This window comes from Streptomyces diastaticus subsp. diastaticus (genome assembly GCF_011170125.1).
GTDB lineage: Bacteria > Actinomycetota > Actinomycetes > Streptomycetales > Streptomycetaceae > Streptomyces > Streptomyces diastaticus.
Genome location: NZ_BLLN01000003.1, coordinates 1,706,636 through 1,729,974, shown reverse-complemented (window position 1 = coordinate 1,729,974; position 23,339 = coordinate 1,706,636). Strand labels below are relative to the sequence as shown.

At 74.8% G+C, this 23,339-nt stretch carries 1 protein-coding gene; it reads right to left on the bottom strand.

The features are described 5' to 3' along the window. Positions 1-3 precede the first annotated feature (3 nt). Positions 4-23,337: a type I polyketide synthase gene (locus Sdia_RS15970; RefSeq protein WP_191835347.1), complete on the bottom strand. Its 23,334-nt coding sequence runs from the start codon at positions 23,335-23,337 to the stop codon at positions 4-6. Positions 23,338-23,339 lie beyond the last annotated feature (2 nt).

Here is a 23,339-nt window from a genome sequence, read left to right as displayed (position 1 = left end):
GTCTCAGAGGTCGCCCAGGCGGCCGAGCTCGTTGTCGATGAAGGCGAGGACCTCGTCGGTGCTGGCGGACTCGAAGTCGTCGTCGACGGCGGGTCCGGTCGGCTCCGGTGCCGCGCCGCGCACCTTGTCGAGCATCTGGCCGAGCCGCAGGGCGAGGCCCGCGCGGGTGGTCTCGTCCGCGTCCCCGGCCGCGAGGAGTGCGTCGAGGCGGTCGAGTTCGGCGAGGAGCGAGGGCCCCTGCCGGGTGTCGTCGTCGCCGGCCAGTTCGGCGACGAAGTGTTCGGCGAGCGAGGAGGGGGTCGGGTAGTCGAAGACCAGCGTGGCGGGCAGGCGCAGCCCGGTCGCGGTGGACAGGTGGTTGCGCAGTTCCAGCGCGGTCAGCGAGTCGAAGCCCAGCTCGCGGAACTCCTGGGTGACGTCGACGGACTTCGGTGAGGCGTGGCCGAGGACCCGGGCGGCCTGTTCGCGGACCAGTTCGGTGACGTGCCGGACGCGCTCCGCGGCACCGAGCCCGGCGAGCTTGGCGCCGAGCGCCGCCGAGGCGCCGGCCGCGTCCGTGGAGGCGGCGGTACGCCGGCCGCTGCGCACCATCGAGCGGAACAACGGGGGCAGGTCCTCCGGCGCGGCGCCGCGCATCGCGCCGGCGGCGAGGCCCACCAGGACGAGGAAGGACTCGTCCGAGCCGCGCGCGATGTCGAACAGTTCCAGGCCCTGGTCGACCGGGAGCGGCGGGAGGCCGCCGGACTGCATGCGGCGCATGTCGGTGTCGGACAGGGTGCTGGTCATGCCGCCGTCGTGCGCCCACGGGCCCCAGGCCAGCGAGGTGGCGGGCAGGCCGAGTTGGCGCCGGTGCCGGGTGAGGGCGTCCAGGAACGAGTTGGCCGCGGCGTAGTTGCCCTGGCCGGGGCTGCCCATGACGCCCGCGATGGACGAGAAGGGCAGGAAGGCGGCGAGGTCGAGTTCGCGGGTCAGCTCGTGCAGGTGCCAGGCGGCGTCCACCTTCGGCCGCAGGACGGCCGTGAGGCGTTCGGTGGTGAGGGAGGCGATGACTCCGTCGTCGAGGACGCCGGCGGTGTGCACCACGGCGGTGAGCGGGTGCTCGGCCGGGACGCTGCCGATGAGCGCGGCCGTGGCGTCGCGGTCGGCGGTGTCGCAGGCGGCGATGGTGACCTCGGCGCCCCGGGCGCCTAGGTCCGCGGCGAGTTCGGCGGCGCCGGGGGCGTCCGTGCCGCGTCGGCTGGTGAGCAGCAGGTGGCGCATGCCGGCGTCGGCGAAGCGGCGGGCGAGGTGTCCGCCGAGTGCTCCGGTGCCGCCGGTGATGAGGACGGTGCCCTCGGGGTTCCAGCGGGGCGGCATGGTCAGCACGATCTTGCCGGTGTGCTTGGCCTGGCTCATGAACCGGAAGGCCTCGCGGGCCCGGCGTACGTCCCAGGTGCGGACCGGCAGCGGCCGGAGCGCGCCCTGGGCGAAGAGGTCGAGCAGTTCGCCGAGGAGGGCCTTGTTCCGTTCCGGCCCGGCCTCGCCGAGGTCGAAGGCGCGGTACCGGACATCACCGAGCGCCTGCGGGTCGCGGATGTCGGTCTTGCCCATCTCCAGGAACCGGCCACCCGCAGCCGTGACCCGCAACGACGCGTCCACGAACTCCCCCGCGAGCGCGTTCAGGACCACATCCATCCCCGCACCACCGGAAACCTCACGGAACTTCCCCTCGAAACCCAGATCACGCGAGGACGCGATGTGAGCGTCGTCCAGCCCCAGCTCCCGCAACACCCCCCACTTCGGCTCACTCGCCGTCGCGAACACCTCCGCGCCCAGATACCGCGCCAACTGGATCGCCGCCATCCCCACACCACCGGCACCCGCATGGATCAGCACCCGCTCCCCCGCCCGGACCGAGGCGAGATCACGGAAGGCGTACAGCGCGGTGAGGAACACCAGCGGCACCGAAGCCGCGTCCCGCATGGTCCAGCCTTCGGGGACACGGGTGACGTAGTGCTGGTCGGCGACGACGACCGGGCCGAATCCGCCGGGGACGGTGCCGAGGACGCGGTCGCCGGGGGCCAGGCCGGTGACGGCCTCGCCGACGGCGGTGACCACGCCGGCGGCCTCCGTGCCCATCGGGCCGGACTCGCCCGGGTACATCCCGAGCGCGTTCAGCACGTCGCGGAAGTTCAGGCCGGTGGCCTCGACGTCGATGCGCACCTCGTGGGCTCCGAGCGGCTGGAGGACCTCCGGGCAGGGAGCGAGGATCAGGTTGTCCAGGCTGCCCTTGCCGGTGGTGTCCAGGCGCCAGGGTGTGCCGGCCGGGGCGAGCAGGCCGGGTGCCGTGGTGAGCCGTTCGAGCCGGCCGACCAGCGCGGTGCCTTCCCGGACGGCGAACTGGGCGTCGCCGCCGCCCAGCAGTCCCGGCAGGTCCGGCAGGAGCGAGCGCAGGGTGTCCGCGGCGTCCGCTCCGTCGAGGTCGAGGAGGACGAAACGGTCCGGGTTCTCGGACTGGGCGGAGCGCACCAGGCCCCAGGCGGCGCCGGCCGCGAGGTCGCGGACGGTCTCGGTGTCGTGGGCGGCGACCGCCCCGGTGGTCACGAGGACCAGACGGGAGTGACTGAGCCGGTCGGCGGCCTGCCACTGCTGGAGCAGGTCCAGCGTCCGGGTGGTCAGCGCGTGGACGGCGGCGGGTACGTCACCGCCGTGGGCGTGCGGGCCCTCGGCCCCGGCGGCGTCGGAGGCCCCGGTGAGCGGGACGAGGACGAAGTCGGGGGCGGCGGACGGGTCCGCGTCGGGGCCGGTCAGCTCGGTGAGGCACGCCAGGGTGGCGCCCACGCCGAACACGTCGTCGCCGAGGGTCGCCACGGTCAGGCCCTCGGTGGGCTTGACCGCGGGTGCCGGGGTCCAGTCGAGACGGAACACCGGCTCCTGGCCCCCGGCCGCGGCCGGGGCGCTGGGCACGCCGGGGGCGCGCAGGACCAGGGACTCGGCGCAGAGCACCGGCACGCCCTCAGCGTCGACGGCGGTCAGCCGGACCGACTCGTCGCCGAGCCGGGTGATCCGCGCCCGCAGCGTGGTGGCGCCCCGGGCGTGCAGGGAGACTCCGTTCCAGGCGAAGGGCAGGAGCGGGTTCTCCGCGCTGCCGACCCCGAGGTAGCCGTTGGCGTGCTGGACGGCGTCCAGGAGTGCGGGGTGCATGCCGAAGTACTGGGCGTCCCCGGCGACGTCCCCGGGCAGGGCGACCTCCACGAACGCCTCCTCTCCGCGTACCCACACCTGGCGCAGGCCCTGGAAGGACGGCCCGTACCCGGTGCGGCTGTAGTCGCCGTCGAACCCGACGGAGACCGCGTCGGACGGCGGCCAGAGCGGGGCCTCGAAGGTGTCGGTGCGTTCCTCGACGGCCAGGAGGCCGTCGGCGTGCCGGGTCCAGGGAGCGTCCACGGCGTCGGAGGGCCGGGAGTAGAAGCTGATCGACCGGCCGCCGTTCTCGTCAGGAGCCCCGACGGTGACCTGGACGGCGGTCGGGTTCTTCTCGTCCAGGACCATGGGCGCGGCGAGGACGAGCTCCTCGACGCGGGCGCAGCCGACCTGGTCGGCGGCGCGAATGGCCATCTCCAGGTAGCCGGTGCCCGGCATGATGACCGTGCCGCCGACCCGGTGGTCGAGCAGCCAGGGGTGCACCTGCATGGAGATCTGGCTGGTGAACAGGGCGCCCTCGGAGTCGGCGAGCGGGACGGCCGCGCCGAGCAGGGGGTGTTCGGCGGAGATGAGGCCGGCCGTGCTGACGTCGCCGCTGAGGGCGGCCGGGCGCGGCCAGTACCGCTCGTGCTGGAAGGCGTAGGTGGGCAGTTCGGCGCGGCGGGCGCCGGTGCCGGCGAACCAGGCGGTCCAGTCCACGCGGGCGCCGTTGACGTGGAGTCCGGCGAGGGCCGTGAGCAGCGCGGTCTCCTCGTCCCGGTCCTTGCGCAGGGCCGGGAAGCTGACGGCGTCGTCCCGGCCGTCGGCGTCGAGGACGCGCTGGGTGAGGGCGGTGAGGACGCCGCCGGGGCCGATCTCCAGGAAGGCGTTGGCTCCGGCCCGGCCGAGGGCGCGGACGCCGTCGGCGAAGCGGACGGTCTCGCGCACGTGCCGCACCCAGTACTCGGGGTCGGTGAGCTGTCCGGGCTCGGCGAGCGCACCGGTCACGTTGGAGACGACCGGAACACGAGGCTCGGCGTACTCCAGCTCCTCCGCCACCCGGCGGAACCCGGCCAGCATCGGCTCCATCAGCGGCGAGTGGAAGGCGTGGCTGACCGGCAGACGCTGCGTCTTGCGCCCCTCAGCCGCGAACTCACCGGCCAGCGCGAGAGCTTCCTCCTCCCGGCCGGCGATCACGACGGAGTCGGGACCGTTCACGGCCGCGACCGACAGCCCCCCGGTCAGCCGGGGCGCGACCTCGGTCTCGGTCGCCTGCACGGCCACCATCGCCCCGCCCGCCGGCAGTTCCTGCATCAGACGGGCCCGGGCGGCGACCAGCGCGCACGCGTCCTCCAGCGAGAACACGCCCGCCACGTGCGCCGCCGCGATCTCACCGATCGAATGGCCCGCGACCTGGTCGGGGCGCACACCCCAGGACTCGACGAGGCGGTACAGGGCGATCTCGACGGCGAACAGCGCCGGCTGCGTGTATCCCGTCGTGTCCAGCAGAGCCGCCGCCTCAGAACCCTCCTTTGCGAACAGCACCTCCCGCAGCGACGGGGTCGAACCGGTGCCCAGACGGGCGAGGACGGCGTCCAGCGCGTCGGCGAACACCGGGAAGCGGTCGTACAGTCCGCGTCCCATCGCGGCCCGCTGCGAACCCTGGCCGGAGAACAGCACGGCGAGCGAGCGCACGGCGGCGCGGCCACGGGCGGCCTCCGTCGGCGTCCCGCCGGGGCCCGCGAGGAGCACGGCGCGGTGGTCGAAGCGGGCGCGCCCGGTGGCCAGGGAGTGGCCGACGTCGAGCGGGGCCGCTCCGGTCGGCCCGGTGGTGGAGGTGAGGCGGCCGAGTTGCGCGTCGAGGGCCTGCTCGGACCTGGCCGACACCGGCCACGGCACGACGGTCGGTGTCGGCCTCGGTCCGGCGTCCGTCCCGGCCTCCTCGGGGGCCTCCGGGGCGGGCGCCTGCTCGATGATGGTGTGCGCGTTGGTGCCGCTGATGCCGAAGGACGAGATGCCCGCGCGCCGAGGGCGGCCGCTGTCGGGCCAGGCCGACTCCTCCACGAGCAGCCGTACCGCCCCGGCCTCCCAGTCGACGTGGGTCGAGGGCCGGTCGACGTGCAGCGTGCGCGGCAGGACCCCGTGGCGCATCGCCATGACGGTCTTGATGATGCCGGCGACGCCGGCGGCGGCCTGGGTGTGCCCGATGTTGGACTTGACGGAGCCGAGCAGCAGCGGCCGGTCCCCGGGCCGGCCCTGCCCGTACGTCGCCAGCAGGGCCTGCGCCTCGATCGGGTCACCCAGCGGGGTGCCCGTGCCGTGGCCCTCGACCGCGTCGACGTCCGACGGGTTCAGTCCGCCGCTGGCCAGGGCCTGGCGGATGACGCGCTGCTGGGACGGACCGTTGGGCGCGGTCAGACCGTTGGAGGCGCCGTCCTGGTTGACGGCCGAGCCGCGGACGACGGCCAGGACCTCATGGCCGTTGCGGCGGGCGTCGGAGAGCCGCTCGACGACGATCAGGCCGACCCCCTCCGACCAGCCGGTGCCGTCGGCGGCGTCCGCGTACGCCTTGCAGCGTCCGTCGACGGCCAGGCCGTTCTGCAGGGTGAAGCCGGAGAACGCGGACGGGGTGCTCATCATGGTGATGCCGCCGGCGACGGCGAGGTCGCACTCACCGGCGCGCAGCGCCTGCATCGCCCAGTGGAGGGCGACCAGGGAGGAGGAGCAGGCGGTGTCGACGGTGACCGCCGGGCCCTCCAGGCCGAAGGTGTAGGCCAGCCGGCCGGAGACGACGCTCGCGGCGAGGCCGGTGCCGGCGTGGCCTTCCAGGTCCTCGCGGGAGTTCATGACGAGGGTGGAGTAGTCCTGGCCGTTGGTGCCGACGAAGACGCCGGTGCGGCTGCCGCGCAGTCCGTCGGCGTCGATGCCGGACCGTTCGAAGGCCTCCCAGGTGGTCTCCAGCAGCAGGCGCTGCTGGGGGTCCATCGCCAGCGCCTCCCGTGGGGAGATCCCGAAGAAGGGGGCGTCGAAGTCGGCCGCGCCGGAGAGGAATCCACCGCGCAGGGTGGCGCTGCGGCCCCGGCCGTCGGCTCCGCCGGTCGTCAGGGTGGCGAGGTCCCAGCCGCGGTCCTCGGGGAAGGCGTCGATGCCGTCGCGGCCCTCGCTGAGCATGGCCCACAGCTCCTGCGGGGAGCGGACCCCGCCGGGCAGGCGGCAGGCCATGCCGACGATGACGACCGGGTCCTCGGCCAGGGCCGCCAGGGTGGCCCGGTCGGGGCCGGGGGTGTCCTGCTCGCCGAGCAGTTCGGCGACGAGGTGTTCGGCGAGGGCCTGGGAGGTCGGGTAGTCGTAGACGGTCGTGGCGGGCATGCGCAGGCCGGTCGCGAGGGCGATCCGGTTGGGCAGTTCGATGGCGGTGAGCGAGTCGAAGCCGAGGTCGCGGAAGTTGCGGTCGGGGGCGACGGCCTCCGGACCTCGGTGGCCGAGGACGGCCGCCGCGTGGCCGCGCACCAGCTCCGTGACGATTCCGGTGCGCTCGTCGGCGGGCAGGCCGCGCAGCCGCTCGGCGAGTCCGGAGGCGGCGGTCCGGGTCCGGTCGCGGGTGCTCTGGGCGTCGGCGAGTGCCTGCCGGGCGTCGGGCAGGTCCCGCAGCAGCGCGTTGCCGCGCATGCCGATGAGGCTCTCCAGGACCTGCGGCTGATGCGGGTCGAACAGGACGGGCGCGGCCTCGGGCCGGGTCACGGCCTGCCGCAGCGCGGCCAGGGCCAGGTCCGGGTGGACCGCGGGGTGCCCGGCTCCCGTCCTCCGTGAGTCCGGCGCGTCCTTCGCTCCGGCCTCCTCGGCGTCGCCGATCCAGGCGCCCCAGGCCATCGAGGTGGCGGGCAGCCCCTCGCTCCGGCGGCGCCGGGCAAGGGCGTCGAGGACGGCGGTGGCGGCGGCGAGGTTGGCCCGGCCCGCCGTGCCGACGGTGCCGGCGACGGAGGAGCAGAGGGCGAAGACGTCGAGGTCCAGGCCGCGGGTCAGCTCGTCCAGATGGACGGCGGGCACGGTCCGCGCGTGGTGCAAAGCGGCGAACCGCTCCGGAGTCAGGTCGTCCAGGACTCCGTCGTCCACGACTCCGGCGGCGTGCACCACCGCGGAGAGCGGGGTGTCGGCGGGGATGCCGTCGAGGACGCCTGCGAGGGCGTCCCGGTCGGCGGCGTCGCAGGCGACGAGGGTGACGCGCGCGCCGGTCGCCTCCAGTTCGGCGCGAAGGGCGTCGGCACCCGGCGCGCCCGGGCCTCGGCGGCCGAGCAGTACCAGGTGCTCGGCGCCGGCTCCGGCGAGCCAGCGTGCCACGTGGGCACCTCGGCCGCCGGTCCCGCCGGTGACGAGGACGGTGCCGCGTGGCTGCCAGCCCGCGTCGGGCTCGGCGGGCGGCGCCGGAACGAGCCGTCGGGCGAAGGCGGCGGACGAGCGGACGGCCACCTGGTCCTCGCCGTCGTGTCCGGCGAGGACGGTCGCGAAGCGGCGGGCGGCGCGCTCGTCCCACTCGGCGGGCAGATCGACGAGCCCGCCCCACGCGGCGGGGTGTTCGAGCGCCGCGACCCGGCCCAGGCCCCAGACGGCGGCCTGGGCGGGGGCGGTGACGGACTCGGAACCCGCCACCGCGACGGCTCCGCTGGTCAGGCACCACAGGGGAGCGTCGACCTCGGCGTCGAGCAGGGCCTGGAACAGGGCCGCGGACGGGACGGCGGGCGTGCCGGCCGCTTCGGCGGAGGCGACGGCCTCCGGAGTGTCGGCGAGGGCCAGCAGGGAGACCACACCGGCGAGGGGGGCGCCGTCCGCGGACAGGGCTCGCAGCCGGCCGGCGAGCGCCTCCCGCTCGGCGGTGTCCACGGTGAGGCGTACGACGTCGGTGCCGAGGGCGTCGAGGACGGCGGAGGTCCAGGGGTCCTCGGCCAGCGCGGCGGGCACGACGGCCAGCCAGGTCCCGGCCGGGGCGGGGGCGCCGGCGGGCAGCGACAGCGGCTTCCACGTCTCGTGGTGGCGGTTGGCGTCGACCATGGCCTGGTCGCGCCGCCGGCGCCGCCAGGTGGAGAGGGCCGGCAGCACCGCGCCGAGTGCGTCGGTGTCCACGGCCAGGTCGGCGGCGAGGCTGGTCAGGTCCTCGCCCTCCACGGCGGTCCAGAAGGCGCCGTCGAGCGGATCGGCGGAGCCGCCGCCCGCGCCGGGAGGCCGGGTGTCGGGCCAGTGGCGGACGCGCTGGAAGGCGTAGGTCGGCAGTTCGACGCGGCGTGCGCCGGTGCCTTCGGTCCAGGCGGCCCAGTCCACGTGGACGCCGTTGACGTGCAGCGTGGCGAGCGCGGTGAGCAGGGCGGGCTCCTCGGCCCGGTCCCTGCGCAGCGCGGGCACGGTCACACAGGCGGCCTCGGCGCCGCCGTCGTCCAGCGTCCGCCGGGCGAGGGCGGTGAGGACGCCGCCGGGGCCGACCTCCAGGAAGGCGTCGGCGCCGGCCTCGCCGAGGGCGCGGACGCCGTCGGCGAAGCGGACGGTCTCGCGCACGTGCCGCACCCAGTACTCGGGGTCGGTGAGCTGTCCTGGCTCGGCGAGCGCACCGGTCACGTTGGAGACGACCGGGACGCGCGGCTCGGCGTACGTCAGGGCACCGGCGGCCTCGCGGAAGGCGTCGAGCATCGGCTCCATGAGGGCGGAGTGGAAGGCGTGGCTGACCGCCAGGCGCTGGACTTCGCGCTCCTCGGCCGCGAACCCGGCCGCGAGCGCGGTCACTTCGTCTTCGGGGCCGGATACGACCACGGAGTCCGGTCCGTTGACCGCGGCCAGGGACAGGCCCCCGGCCAGCCGTGGGGTCACCTCGGCCTCGGTGGCCCGCACAGCCACCATGGCGCCGCCGGCGGGCAGTTCCCGCATCAGGCGGGCGCGGGCGGCGACCAGCGCGCAGGCGTCCTCCAGCGAGAACACGCCCGCCACGTGTGCGGCGGCGATCTCACCGACGGAGTGGCCGGCGACGTACTCCGGCGACACCCCTTGCGACACCAACAGGCGGTGGAGGGCGACCTCGACGGCGAAGAGCGCGGGCTGGGTGTGGCCGGTGGCGTCGAGGAGAGCTGCCTTCTCGGAGCCTTCCTCCGCGAACAGCACTTCGCGCAGCGAACCGTCCCGCTCCTGGTCGAGCAGGGTCAGGACCTCGTCCAGCGCGTGTGCGAACACCGGGAACCGGCCGTACAGTTCGCGGCCCATTCCGGCCCGCTGCGAACCCTGGCCCGAGAACAGCACCGCGAGCCGCCGCTCCCCGGCACGCCCCCGCGCCACCTCCACCGGCTCGTCCCCGGCACCGGTGCCCGCCATCAGGACCGCCCGGTACGCGAAGGACGCGCGGCCGGTGGCCAGGGAGTGACCGATGTCGAGCGGCGTGGCGCCGGTGACGGTGGTGAGACGGCCGAGCTGCCCGTCGAGCGCCTCCGGGGACTTCGCGGAGACCGGCCACGGGACGGCCGTGGCGGTCAGGGCCGGTGTGCCGGCCGGCGCGGCCTCGGTACTCTCCGGCGCCTGCTCGATGATGGTGTGCGCGTTGGTACCGCTGATGCCGAAGGAGGAGACGGCGGCCCGGCGGGGGCGGCCGGTCTCGGGCCACTCGGTGGTCTCGGTCAGCAGGCGGACGTCGCCCTCGGTCCAGTCCACGTGGGTGGAGGGCCGGTCGATGTGAAGTGACCTGGGCAGGAGCCCGTGCCGGAGCGCCATGACGGTCTTGATGACCCCCGCGACGCCGGCGGCGGCCTGCGCGTGCCCGATGTTGGACTTGATGGAGCCGAGCAGCAGCGGACGGCCCTCGGGCCGGTCCTGCCCGTACGTCGCCAGCAGGGCCTGCGCCTCGATGGGGTCACCGAGGGTGGTGCCGGTGCCGTGTGCCTCGACGGCGTCCACGTCGGCGGCGGTGAGCCCGGCGCCCGCGAGCGCCTGGCGGATGACACGCTGCTGGGACGGACCGTTGGGCGCGGTCAGCCCGTTGGAGGCACCGTCCTGGTTGACGGCCGAGCCGCGCAGCACGGCGAGGACCGGGTGGCCGTTGCGGCGGGCGTCCGAGAGGCGCTCGACGACGAGCATGCCGACGCCCTCGGACCAGCCGGTCCCGTCCGCGGCGTCCGCGAAGGCCTTGCAGCGGCCGTCGGTGGCCAGGCCGCCCTGCCGGGTGAAGCCGGCGTAGCCCATGGCGGTGGACATCACGGTGACGCCGCCCGCGAGCGCCAGGTCGGCCTCGCCGGAGCGCAGCGCGTGCGCGGCCCAGTGGAGGGCCACCAGGGAGGAGGAGCACGCGGTGTCGATGGTGACCGCCGGGCCCTCCAGGCCGAAGGTGTAGGACAACCGTCCGGAGATGACGCTGGTGGCCAGACCGGTGGGGGCGTGGCCCTCGGCGTCCTGGCGGGAGTTCATCACCAGGGTGGTGTAGTCCTGGCCGCTGGTGCCGACGAAGACACCGGTCCGGCTTCCGCGCACCGCGGTGGGAGTGATGCCGGCGCGCTCGAAAGCCTCCCAGGTGGTCTCCAGCAGCAGCCGCTGCTGCGGGTCCATCGCCAGCGCCTCACGCGGGGAGATGCCGAAGAAGTCGGCGTCGAAGTCCGCGACGTCGTGGAGGAATCCGCCCTCGGAGGTGGCGCTGCGGCCGTGGCCGCTCTCCCCGCCGCGCCGGAGGGTGTCGAGGTCCCAGCCGCGGTCGGCCGGGAAGGCGGAGATGCCCTCCTGGCCGTCGAGGACGAGTTGCCACAGCTCCTCGGGGGAGCTGACGCCGCCGGGCATCCGGCAGGCCATGCCGACGATGACGACGGGGTCCTCGGCGAGCGCGGCGGCGACGGGCGTCGGCGCGATGGCGCCGGAGGCGCGCTCTTCGTCGAGCAGGGCCGCGATCAGGTGCTCCGCCAGCACGGTGGGCGTCGGGTGGTCGAAGACCAGGGTGGCGGGCAGCCGCAGGCCGGTGGCGCCGGTGAGGCGGTTGCGCAGTTCGACGGCGGTGAGGGAGTCGAAGCCCAGGTCGTGGAAGTCGCGTTCGGCTTCGACGGCCTGGGCCGAGGAGTGGCCGAGGACCGAGGCGGCCTCTCCACGGACCAGGTTCACGGCGAAGCGCAGTCGCTCGTCCTCGCGCAGGTCGAGGAGGGTCCGGGTGAGTTCGTCGGCCGTGCCGGCGCCGCCGACGGCGGTCGCGGCGGCACGGCGGGTGCCGCGGACGAGGTTGCGCAGGAGCGGCGGCACCTCGCCGGGCATCCGGGTGGAGCCGGAGGCGCCGAGGGGTACGAGGTAGGGCTCGTCGCAGACCGTGGCGGCGTCGAGGAGGGCGAGCCCCTGCTCGACGGTGAGGGCGGGGGCCGCGGAGGCCGACATCCGGCGCGTGCCCGCGTCGGTGAGCGTGCCGGTCATGCCGCTGGTCCGTTCCCAGGCACCCCAGGCGAGGGAGAGGCCGGCCAGGCCCTCCGCGCGCCGGTACTGGGCGAGAGCGTCCATGAAGACGTTGGCGGCGGCGTAGTTGGCCTGCCCCGCACTGCCCATCACCCCCGACACCGACGAGAACATCACGAACGCCGCGAGGCCCATGCCCCGCGTCAACTCGTGCAGATGCCACGCCGCGTCCACCTTCGGACGCAACACACCCGACAACCGCTCCGGCGACAGACCCGTCACCACACCGTCGTCCAGCACACCCGCCGTATGCACCACAGCCGTCAGCGGATGCGCCACCGGCACCGACGACAACAGCTCCGCCACAGCGGCACGATCCGCCACATCACACGCCACCACGTCCACCTGCGCACCCAGCCCGGCCAACTCCTCGCGGAAGCCCCCCACCCCCTCCGCCGCCGGACCACTGCGCGACACCAACAGCAGACGCCGCACCCCACGCGCCACCACCAGATGACGCGCCACCTCACGCCCCAGACCACCGGTACCACCCGTGACCAGCACCGTGCCCTCAGGATCCCAACGCGCCGGCATCGTCAGCACGATCTTGCCGACATGCTTCGCCCGACTCATGAACCGGAACGCCTCGCGAGCACGACGCACGTCCCAGACACGCACCGGCAGCGGCCGCAACACCCCCTCGGCGAACAGACCGAGCAGCTCGGTCAGCATCCCGCCGGTCCGCTCGGGCCCGGCCTCGCCGAGATCGAAGGCGCGGTACCGGACATCACCGAGCGCCTGCGGGTCGCGGATGTCGGTCTTGCCCATCTCCAGGAACCGGCCACCGGCAGCCGTGACCCGCAACGACGCGTCCACGAACTCCCCCGCGAGCGCGTTCAGGACCACATCCATCCCCGCACCACCGGAAACCTCACGGAACTTCCCCTCGAAACCCAGATCACGCGAGGACGCGATGTGAGCGTCGTCCAGCCCCAGCTCCCGCAACACCCCCCACTTCGGCTCACTCGCCGTCGCGAACACCTCCGCGCCCAAGTACCGAGCCAACTGGATCGCCGCCATCCCCACACCACCGGCACCCGCATGGATCAGCACCCGCTCCCCCGCCGACAGACCGGCGAGTTCGGTGAGCGCGTAGTAGGCGGTGAGGAAGACGAGCGGCACGGAGGCCGCGTCCTCGTCACTCCAGGACTCGGGCACCCGGGCGAGGAAGCGCTCGTCGATCAGGGTGTCCGTGGCGAGACCTCCGGGGACCATGCCCATGACGCGGTCACCCAGGGAGACTCCGGTGACCTCGGGGCCCACGGCGGTGACGAAGCCGGTCGCTTCCGCGCCCAGCGGCCCGGCCTCGCCGGGGTACATGCCGAGCGCGTTCAGCACATCGCGGAAGTTCAGGCCCGCGGCCCGCACCTCGACACGGACCTGGCGTCCTCGGGGCTCCGCCAGTTCCTCGGGGCAGGGGCGCAGGGTGAGCCCGTCCAGGCTGCCGCGTGAGGTGGAGTCCAGGCGCCAGGGCCCGTCGGCGGGCGGCAGCAGGGACGGGCCGGTCACGGCCCGGTCGAGCCGGCCGACCAGGACGGCGCCCTCGCGGACCACGAACTGGGCGTCGCCGCCCGAGAGCGGGCCGGGAAGCCGCGGCAGCGCGGCTTCGGCGGTGGCGGCGCCGTCCAGGTCGAGGAGGGCGAACCGGGCGGGGTTCTCCGACTGCGCGGCGCGGACGAGGCCCCAGACCGCTGCGGCGGCCAGGTCCTCCATCCGGTCGCCGGGGCGGGCGCAGACCGCGCCCCGGGTGACGAAGACGAGCCGGGCGTCGGCGAACCGCTCGCCGGTCAGCCACTCCTGCGCCAGGGCGAGTGCCTGTGCGGCGCGCTGGTGGGCGGCGGCGGGCACGTCGGCACCGTCGGCCGGTGCGGGGACCTCCACCAGGACCAGGTCCTCCTCGCCGGTCAGCCCGGCGAGGGTGGCGGCGGCCCCGTCGGCACCGAGGACACCGGCGATCGCGTGTCGGGCGGCGGGGGCGTCGCCGGTCTCAGGGGCGGCGGTCCACTCCAGGCGGAGCAGCGAGTCGAGCTCGGTGCGGCGGGCGGCCGGGGCGTGGGTCCCGGCGGGCACGCGCAGCACCAGCGACTCGGCGGAGAGCACCGGGCCCCCTTCGACGTCCACGGCGGCGATGGAGACGGAGTCCTCGCCGGTCCGGGCGACGCGGAAGCGCACCACGCGGGCGCCGCCCGCGTGCAGCGACACGCCGGCCCACAGGAACGGGAGGAGCTGGTGCTCGTCGTCCAGGCCGGCGAAGCCGACGGACTGGACGGCGGCGTCCAGCAGCGCCGGGTGCATCCCGTAGTACTCGGCGTCGTCGGCCTGCGGCGGCAGGGCCGCCTCGACGAACGCCTCGTCGCCGCGCTTCCAGACGGCGCGGATGGTGCGGAAGACCGGGCCGTACTCGGTGCGGTCGTAGAAGTCCTCCAGACCGACGGCGACCGCGCCCTTGGGCGGCCAGACCGCGGCGTCGGCGGGAACGGTGACGGCACCGGTCGTCAGGACACCGGAGGCGTGCTGGGTCCAGGGCTCGTCGGGAGCGTCCGCGGACCGGGAGTAGAGGCTCACGGTGCGCGCGCCGCCCTCGTCGGGGGCGCCTGCCCACACCTGGACGACCACGGCGGCGTCCGCGGGCACCAGCAGCGGGGTGGAGAGGGTGAACTCCTCGACACGGTCGCAGCCGACCTCGTCGCCGGCGCGCACGGCCAGCTCCAGGAAACCGGTGGCGGGGAAGAGCACCATGCCGCCGCCGACGGTGTGGTCGGCGAGCCAGGGGTGCGTGGTGAGGGAGAGGCGCCCGGTGAAGAGGACGCCCTCGGAGGCGGCGAGGGCGGTGGCGGCGCCGAGCAGCGGGTGCTCGGCGGGGCTCAGTCCGGCGCCGGTGACGTCCCCGTGGTGGGCGGAGGAGCGCGGCCAGTACCGCTCGTGCTGGAAGGCGTAGGTGGGCAGTTCGACGCGGCGTGCGCCGGTGCCCTGGAAGCAGCCGGCCCAGTCGACGTGGACGCCGTTGACGTGCAGCGTGGCGAGCGCGGTGAGCAGGGCGGACTCCTCGGTCCGGTCCTTGCGCAGCGCGGGCACGGTCACACAGGCGGCCTCGGCGCCGCCGTCGTCCAGCGTCCGCCGGGCGAGGGCGGTGAGGACGCCCCCGGCGCCGACCTCCAGGAAGGCGTTGGCGCCGGCCTGGTCGAGGGCGTGGACGGCGTCGGCGAAGCGGACGGTCCGGCGGACGTGCTCGACCCAGTACTCGGGAACGCTGAGCTGCCCCGGCTCGGCGAGGGCGCCGGTCACGTTCGAGACGACCGGGATACGCGGTTCGCCGTAACCCAGCCCCTTGGCGACGTCACGGAAGGCGTCGAGCATCGGCTCCATGAGGGCGGAGTGGAAGGCGTGGCTGACCGCCAGGCGCTGGACCTTGCGCCCTTCGGCGGCGAACTCGCCGGCGAGCGCATCGACCTCGGTTCCGAGGCCGGCGACCACCACGGAGTCCGGTCCGTTGACCGCGGCCAGGGACAGGCCCTCGGTCAGCCGTGGGGTCACCTCGGCCTCGGTGGCCTGGACGGCGACCATGGCGCCGCCGGCGGGCAGTTCCTGCATCAGGCGGGCGCGGGCGGCGACCAGCGCGCACGCGTCCTCCAGGGAGAGGACACCGGCGACGTGCGCGGCGGCGATCTCCCCGACGGAGTGACCGGCCACGAAGTCCGGGACCACGCCCCAGGACTCGACAAGACGGTAGAGGGCGACCTCGACGGCGAACAGCGCCGGCTGGGTGTAACCGGTGGTGTCCAGGAGAGCGGCCTCCTCGGTACCCTCCTCAGCGAACAGCACCTCCCGCAGCGGAAGCTCCCCCCGCGGGTCGAGCAGGGTCAGGACCTCGTCCAGCGCGCGTGCGAACACCGGGAACCGGCCGTACAGTTCGCGGCCCATTCCGGCCCGCTGCGAACCCTGGCCCGAGAACAGCACCGCGAGCCGCCGCTCCCCGGCACGCCCCCGCGCCACCTCCACCGGCTCACCCTCGCCCTCGGCGTCCGCCAGCAGGACCACGCGGTGGTCGAAGGCGGTGCGGCCGGTGGCCAGGGAGTGACCGATGTCGAGGGGGGCGGTGTCGAGCGCGGTGATCCGGGCGAGCTGGCCGGGCAGCGCCTCCTCGGTACGGGCGGAGACCGGCCACGGGACGACACCTGCGACGGCCTCGGGCTCCGCCGGGACCTCGGAGGGCTCCGCCTCGGCGGGCTCCGGCTGCTCCAGGATCACGTGGGCGTTGGTGCCGCTGAGGCCGAAGGAGGAAACGCCGGCGCGCCAGGGGCGCCCGGTCTCGGGCCAGGCGGTCGGCTCGGTGAGCAGACGGACCGCTCCGGCCTCCCAGTCGACGTGGGTCGAGGGCCGGTCGATGTGGAGGGACTTCGGCAGCGTGCCGTGGCGCATGGCCAGCACCATCTTGATGACGCCCGCGACGCCGGCGGCGGCCTGGGTGTGCCCGATGTTGGACTTGACGGAGCCGAGCAGCAGCGGACGGTCCCCGGGCCGTTCCCGTCCGTACGTCGCCAGCAGGGCCTGCGCCTCGATCGGGTCACCGAGGGTGGTGCCGGTGCCGTGTGCCTCGACGGCGTCCACGTCGGCGGCGGTGAGCCCGGCGCCCGCGAGCGCCTGGCGGATGACACGCTGCTGGGACGGACCGTTGGGCGCGGTCAGCCCGTTGGAGGCACCGTCCTGGTTGACGGCCGAGCCGCGGACGACGGCCAGGACCTCATGGCCGTTGCGGCGGGCGTCGGACAGGCGCTCCAGGACGAGCATGCCGACGCCCTCGGACCAGCCGGTCCCGTCGGCGGCGTCGGCGAACGGCTTGCACAGGCCGTCCTCGGCGAGGCCGCCCTGGCGGGAGAAGCCGAAGAAGTTCATCGGCGTCGACAGCACCGTCACGCCGCCCGCCAGGGCGAGAGAGCTCTCCCCGCTGCGCAGCGACTGGGCGGCGAGGTGGAGCGCGACGAGGGAGGAGGAGCAGGCGGTGTCGACGGTGAGGGCGGGGCCCTCCAGTCCGAGCGCGTAGGAGACGCGGCCGGAGATGACACTGGTGGCCAGACCGGTGCTGGCGTGCCCCTCGACATCCTCGCGGGAGGTCATGACGAGGTTGGCGTAGTCCTGGCCGGTGGTGCCGACGAAGACACCGGTGGCGCTGGAGCGCAGGCCCGCCGGGTCGATACCGGCGCGCTCGAAGGCCTCCCAGGAGGTCTCCAGCAACAGCCGCTGCTGCGGGTCCATGGCCAGCGCCTCACGCGGGGAGATCCCGAAGAAGCCCGCGTCGAAGCCGCCGACGTCCTGCAGGAAGCCGCCCCGCCGGGTGGCGCTGACACCCCGGTTGTCCTGGCCGCCGCCGGAAAGGGCGTCCAGGTCCCAGCCCCGGTCGGTGGGGAAGCCGGTGATGCGGTCCTCGCCGTCGGCGAGCATCCGCCAGAGGTCCTCGGGAGTCTCGACGCCGCCGGGCATCCGGCAGGCCATGCCGACGATGACGACCGGGTCGTCGGCCACGTCGGCCGCCACGAGGGGTGTGCCCGTCTCACCGTGCTCGTCGAGGAGTTCGGCGACCAGGTGTTCGGCGAGGCCGTGGGGGGTGGGGTAGTCGAAGACGAGAGTGGCGGTGAGGCGCAGGCCGGTGACGGTGGTCAGGCGGTTGCGCAGTTCGACGGCGGTGAGGGAGTCGAAGCCCAGCTCGCGGAACTCGCGCCCGGGTTCGACGGACCTGGCCGAGGCGTGGCCCAGTACGGCGGCGGCCTCGGTGCGGACCAGTTCGACGACGTGGCGGACCCGTTCCTCGGCGGGGAGCGTCAGGAGGCGGCGGGCGAGGTCGGCCGCGGTGCCGGCGCCGCCGGCGGTGGTCGCGGCGGCACGGCGGGTGCCGCGGACGAGGTTGCGCAGCAGCGGCGGGACGAGGCCGAGGACGCGGTGGTCACCGGAGGGGGAGCCGATGGGCACGATCAGGGGTTCGTCGCAGACCGTGGCGGCGTCGAGGAGGGCGAGGCCCTGCTCGACGGTGAGAGGGGCGGCTCCCGAGGCGGTGACGCGCTGCATGTCGGCGTCGGTGAGCGTGCCGGTCATGCCGCTGGTCCGTTCCCAGGCACCCCAGGCGAGGGAGAGGCCGGCCAGGCCCTCCGCGCGCCGGTACTGGGCGAGAGCGTCCATGAAGACGTTGGCGGCGGCGTAGTTCGCCTGCCCCGCACTGCCCATCACCCCCGACACCGACGAGAACATCACGAACGCCGCGAGGCCCATGCCCCGCGTCAACTCGTGCAGATGCCACGCCGCGTCCACCTTCGGACGCAACACCGCCGACAACCGCTCCGGCGACAGACCCGTCACCACACCGTCGTCCAGCACACCCGCCGTATGCACCACAGCCGTCAGCGGATGCGCCACCGGCACCGACGCCAGCAGCTCCGCCACAGCGGCACGGTCCGTCACGTCACAGGCGACCACGTCCACGTGGGCACCCAGCCCGGCCAGCTCCTCACGGAAGGTGTCCACGCCCTCCGCCGCCGGGCCACGCCGCGACGCCAGCAGCAGACGCCGCACCCCACGCGCCACCACCAGATGACGCGCCACCTCACGCCCCAGGCCCCCCGTCCCACCGGTGATGAGCACGGTGCCCTCAAGGTCCCAGCGCGGTGGCATCGTCAGCACGATCTTGCCGACATGCTTCGCCCGGCTCATGAACCGGAACGCCTCGCGAGCACGACGCACGTCCCAGACACGCACCGGCAGCGGCCGCAACACCCCCTCGGCGAACAGGCCGAGGAGCTCCGTCAGCATCTCGCCGATGCGCTCGGGGGCTGCTTCGCCGAGGTCGAAGGCGCGGTACCGGACATCACCGAGCGCCTGCGGGTCGCGGATGTCGGTCTTGCCCATCTCCAGGAACCGGCCGCCCGCAGCCGTGACCCGCAACGACGCGTCCACGAACTCCCCCGCGAGCGCGTTCAGGACCACGTCCATCCCCGCACCACCGGAAACCTCACGGAACTTCCCCTCGAAACCCAGATCACGCGAGGACGCGATGTGAGCGTCGTCCAGCCCCAGCTCCCGCAACACCCCCCACTTGGACTCACTCGCCGTCGCGAACACCTCCGCGCCCAGATACCGCGCCAACTGGATCGCCGCCATCCCCACACCACCGGCACCCGCATGGATCAGCACCCGCTCCCCCGCCCGGACCGAAGCCAGGTCACGGAAGGCGTACAGGGCGGTGAGGAAGACCAGCGGCACCGAGGCCGCGTCCTCGTCGCTCCACTCCTCGGGCACACGGGTCACGTACCGCTCGTCGACGAGGACGGTGTCGGCGAGGCCGCCGGGGATCATGCCGGTCACGCGGTCGCCGACGGCGATCCCGGTGGCCTCGGGCCCCACGGCCGTCACGAGGCCGGCCGCCTCGGATCCGAGCAGCCCGGCCTCGCCGGGGTACATGCCGAGCGCGTTCAGCACATCACGGAAGTTCAGGCCCGCGGCCCGCACCTCGATACGCACGTCCCGGCCCTCCGGCTCGTCCAGCGCCTCGGGGGCGGGCACGAGGGAGAGGCCGTCGACGCTGCCGGGGACGGTGGTGTCCAGGCGCCACGGGAGCCCCGGCACGGGCAGCAGGCTCGCGCCGGTGGCCAGCCGCGCCAGCCGCGCCACCAGGACGGTGTCGTCCCGTACGGCGAACTGCGTGTCCCCGGCAGCCAGCAGGGCCGGGAGCTGGGCCAGGAGTTCGGCGGAGGGCGCGGGGGCGCCGGCGTCGAGGTCGAGGAGGGCGAAACGGCCGGGGTTCTCGGCCTCGGCACTGCGGACGAGTCCGTGTGCCGCGGCGGCCGCGAGGTCGCTCACGCCGGTGTCGGTCCCGGTGGCCACCGCGCCCCGGGTGACGAACACGAGGCGGCCGGAGGTGGCCGCGGCCGGCTCCAGCCACTCCTGGATCAGTGCCAGGGTGCGCGCGGTGGACGCGTGGACGGCCGTGGGGGTGTCGTCCTCGAAGCCCTCCAGCGGGACGAGGACCAGGTCGGGGGCGGGTGTGAGGGCGGCGGCGTCGGCGAGGCCGGCGACCGGGCAGGGCCAGGCGCGGTCCGTGCCGAGGGTGACGGCGTGCACGGGGGCGGAGCCGCTGTCGGGGGCGGCCACCCACTCCACGCGCAGGAGTCCGTCCTGCTCGCTGCTGTGCGGGGTGGGTGCCCGCAGAGCGGAGGGGGCCCGCAGGATGAGGGACTCGGCGGAGAGCACCGGGGCACCCTCGACGTCCACGGCGGAAATGGACACGGTGTCCTCGCCGACCCGGGCGACCCGCACGCGCACCACGGAGGCGCCGCCGGCGTGCAGCGACACGCCGGACCAGGAGAACGGTACGAGCTTCTTGCCGTCGCCGAGGCCGGCGAACCCGACGGACTGGACGGCCGCGTCGAGCAGCGCCGGGTGCATCCCGTAGTACTCGGCGTCGTCCACCTGGGACGGTAGCGCGACCTCGACGAACGCTTCGTCGTCGCGGGTCCAGACGGCGCGCAGCCCCTGGAAGACCGGGCCGTACTCGGTGCGTGCGTAGAAGCCCTCGAGGTCGGTGGCGACCGCGCCTCGGGGCGGCCAGACGGCGGAGTCGAAGCCGGTGACGCGCTCGCCTCGGGTCAGCAGCCCGGAGGCGTGCTCGGTCCAGCGCTGCTCGGGGTCGTCGACGGCCTGGGAGTAGACGGTGACGGGACGGGCCCCGTCGGCGTCGGGGGCGCCGACGTGGACCTGGACGACGGCTGCGGAGTTCTCGGTGAGGACGAGGGGCTTGGCGAGGGTGAGGTCCTCCACGCGGTCGCAGCCGACCTGGTCACCGGCGCGGACGGCGAGTTCGAGGAAGCCGGTGCCGGGGAAGGCCACCATCCCGCCGACCGTGTGGTCCAGCAGCCACGGGTGGGTCTGGGCGGAGAGGCGTCCGGTGAAGAGGACACCGTCGCTGCCGGCCGGCGAGACCGCGGCGCCGAGCAGCGGGTGTTCGGCGGAGACCAGGCCGGCGGCGCTGACGTCTCCGGCGGCGGCCATCAGGACCGGCCAGTAGCGCTCGTGCTGCCAGCGGTAGGTGGGCAGGTCGGTGCGGCGGGCGCCGGTGCCCTCGAAGCAGGCGGCCCAGTCGACGTCGACGCCGGCGACGTGGAGCCGGGCCAGCGCGGTGAGCAGGGCGCGTTCCTCGGCCCGGTCCTTGCGCAGGACGGGGACGGCGACGATGTCGGGGCCGTCGAGGCACTGCTGGGCGAGGGCGGTGAGGATGCCGTCGGGGCCCAGTTCGACGAAGGCGTCGGCGCCGGCGCCTGCCAGAGCCCCGACGCCGTCGGCGAAGCGGACCGTGGAGCGGACGTGGTCCACCCAGTACTCGGCGTCGCACAGCAGGCGGTCGTCGGCGAGGGCGCCGGTGACGTTGGAGACGACCGGGAGGACCGGCTCGTGGTAGGTGAGGCTCTCGGCGACGCGGCGGAACTCCGCGAGCATCGGCTCCATCAGCGGCGAGTGGAAGGCGTGGCTGACCGCCAGGCGCTGTGTCTTGCGTCCTTCGGCGGCGAAGCCGGCGGCCAGCGCCAGGACTTCTGCCTCGCGCCCGGCGAGGGTGACGGAGTCGGGGCCGTTGACGGCGGCCAGGGCGACGCCCTCGCTCAGGCGCGGGGCGGCCTCGGCCTCGGTGGCCTGGACGGCGACCATGGCGCCGCCGGCGGGCAGTTCCTGCATCAGGCGGGCGCGGGCGGCGACCAGCGCGCACGCGTCCTCCAGGGAGAGGACACCGGCGACGTGCGCGGCGGCGATCTCCCCGACGGAGTGACCGGCCACGAAGTCCGGGACCACGCCCCAGGACTCGACGAGACGGTAGAGGGCGACCTCGACGGCGAACAGCGCCGGCTGGGTGTAACCGGTGGTGTCCAGGAGGGCCGCCTCGGGGGTGCGGCGCCCCGCGAACATCACCTCGCGCAGCGGGCGCTCCAGCTCCGGGTCGAGCAGGTCGGTGATCTCGTCCAGCGCCTTCGCGAACACCGGGAACCTGCCGTACAGGTCGCGGCCCATCTCGGCGCGCTGGGCGCCCTGGCCGGAGAACAGGACGGCGAGGGAGCGCTCGCCGGCGCGGCCGCGGGCCACCTCGGCGGGGACGCCGTCGAGGCCGGAGAGCAGGACGGCGCGGTACTCGAAGAGGGAGCGGCCGGTGGCCAGGGAGTGGCCGATGTCGAGCGGGGTGGCGTCGGTGAGGGCGGTGACGGCGGCGACCTGGGCGTCGAGGGAGTCCTCGGAGCGGGCGTGGACGGCCCACGGCACGACGGCCGCCGGGCCGGTCGCGGGCTTCGCGGGGGTCACCGGTTCGTCGGCGGGTACGGCCTGCTCGACGACGACGTGGGCGTTGGTGCCGCTGATGCCGAAGGAGGAGACACCCGCGCGGCGCGGGCGGCCGGTCTCGGGCCATTCGGTGGCCTCGGAGAGCAGTCGGACGGCCCCGGATTCCCAGTCGACGTGGCGGGAGGGGTGGCCGGCGTGGAGCGACCCGGGGACGACTCCGTGCCGTATCGCCATGACCATCTTGATGACGCCGGCGACCCCGGCTGCGGCCTGGGCGTGGCCGATGTTGGACTTGACGGAGCCGAGCAGCAGCGGCCGGTCCCCGGGCCGGTCCTGGCCGTAGGTGGCGAGCAGCGCCTGCGCCTCGATGGGGTCGCCGAGCGGGGTGCCGGTGCCGTGGCCCTCGACCGCGTCGACGTCTCCGGCGGTGAGGCCGGCGGCGGCCAGCGCCTGCTGGATGACGCGCTGCTGGGAGGGGCCGTTGGGCGCGGTGAAGCCGTTGGAGGCGCCGTCCTGGTTGACGGCGGAGCCGCGCAGCACGGCGAGGACGGGGTGACCGTTGCGGCGGGCGTCGGACAGCCGCTCCAGCAGGAGGACGCCGACCCCCTCCGACCAGCCCGTGCCGTCCGCCTCGTCGGCGAACGCCTTGCAGCGGCCGTCGCCGGCCAGGCCGCCGGCGCGGCTGAACTCCATCAGCGAGCCGGGGGCGGACATGACGTTGACACCGCCGGCGAGGGCGAGGGTGCACTCCCCCGCACGCAGGGCGTGGGAGGCGGCGTGAAGGGCGACGAGGGAGGAGGAGCAGGCGGTGTCGACGGTGACCGCCGGGCCCTCCAGGCCCAGGGTGTAGGACAGGCGGCCCGAGGTGGCGCTGGCGGCGATGCCGGTGCCGATGTCGCCGGTCGCGTCGGCGAGGGAGCGCACCAGGAGGTACGCGTAGTCCTGGCCGTTGGTGCCGACGAAGACACCGGTGCGGCTGCCGCGCAGGGCGCGCGGGTCGATGCCGGCCCGCTCCACGGCCTCCCAGGAGGTCTCCAGCAGCAGCCGCTGCTGGGGGTCCATGGAGACGGCCTCACGCGGGGAGACGCCGAAGAAGGAGGCGTCGAAGTCGGCGACCCCGTCGAGGAAGCCGCCCTGCTGGCTGACGGAGTGGCCGCGGGCGTCCACACCGGCGTCCCGCAGCGCGTCCAGGTCCCAGCCGCGGTCGGTGGGGAAGCCGGAGATCGCGTCGGTACCGGAGGCGACGAGGTCCCACAGGTCCTCGGGGGAGGCGACTCCCCCGGGGTAGCGGCAGCTCATCGCCACGACGGCGATGGGCTCGCAGGCCGCGGCCGCGAGGTCGCGGTTCTGCCGGCGCAGGCGTTCGGTCTCCTTGAGCGAGGCCCGGAGAGCTTCGACAACTTTTTCGCTGGGCGTGGTCATGA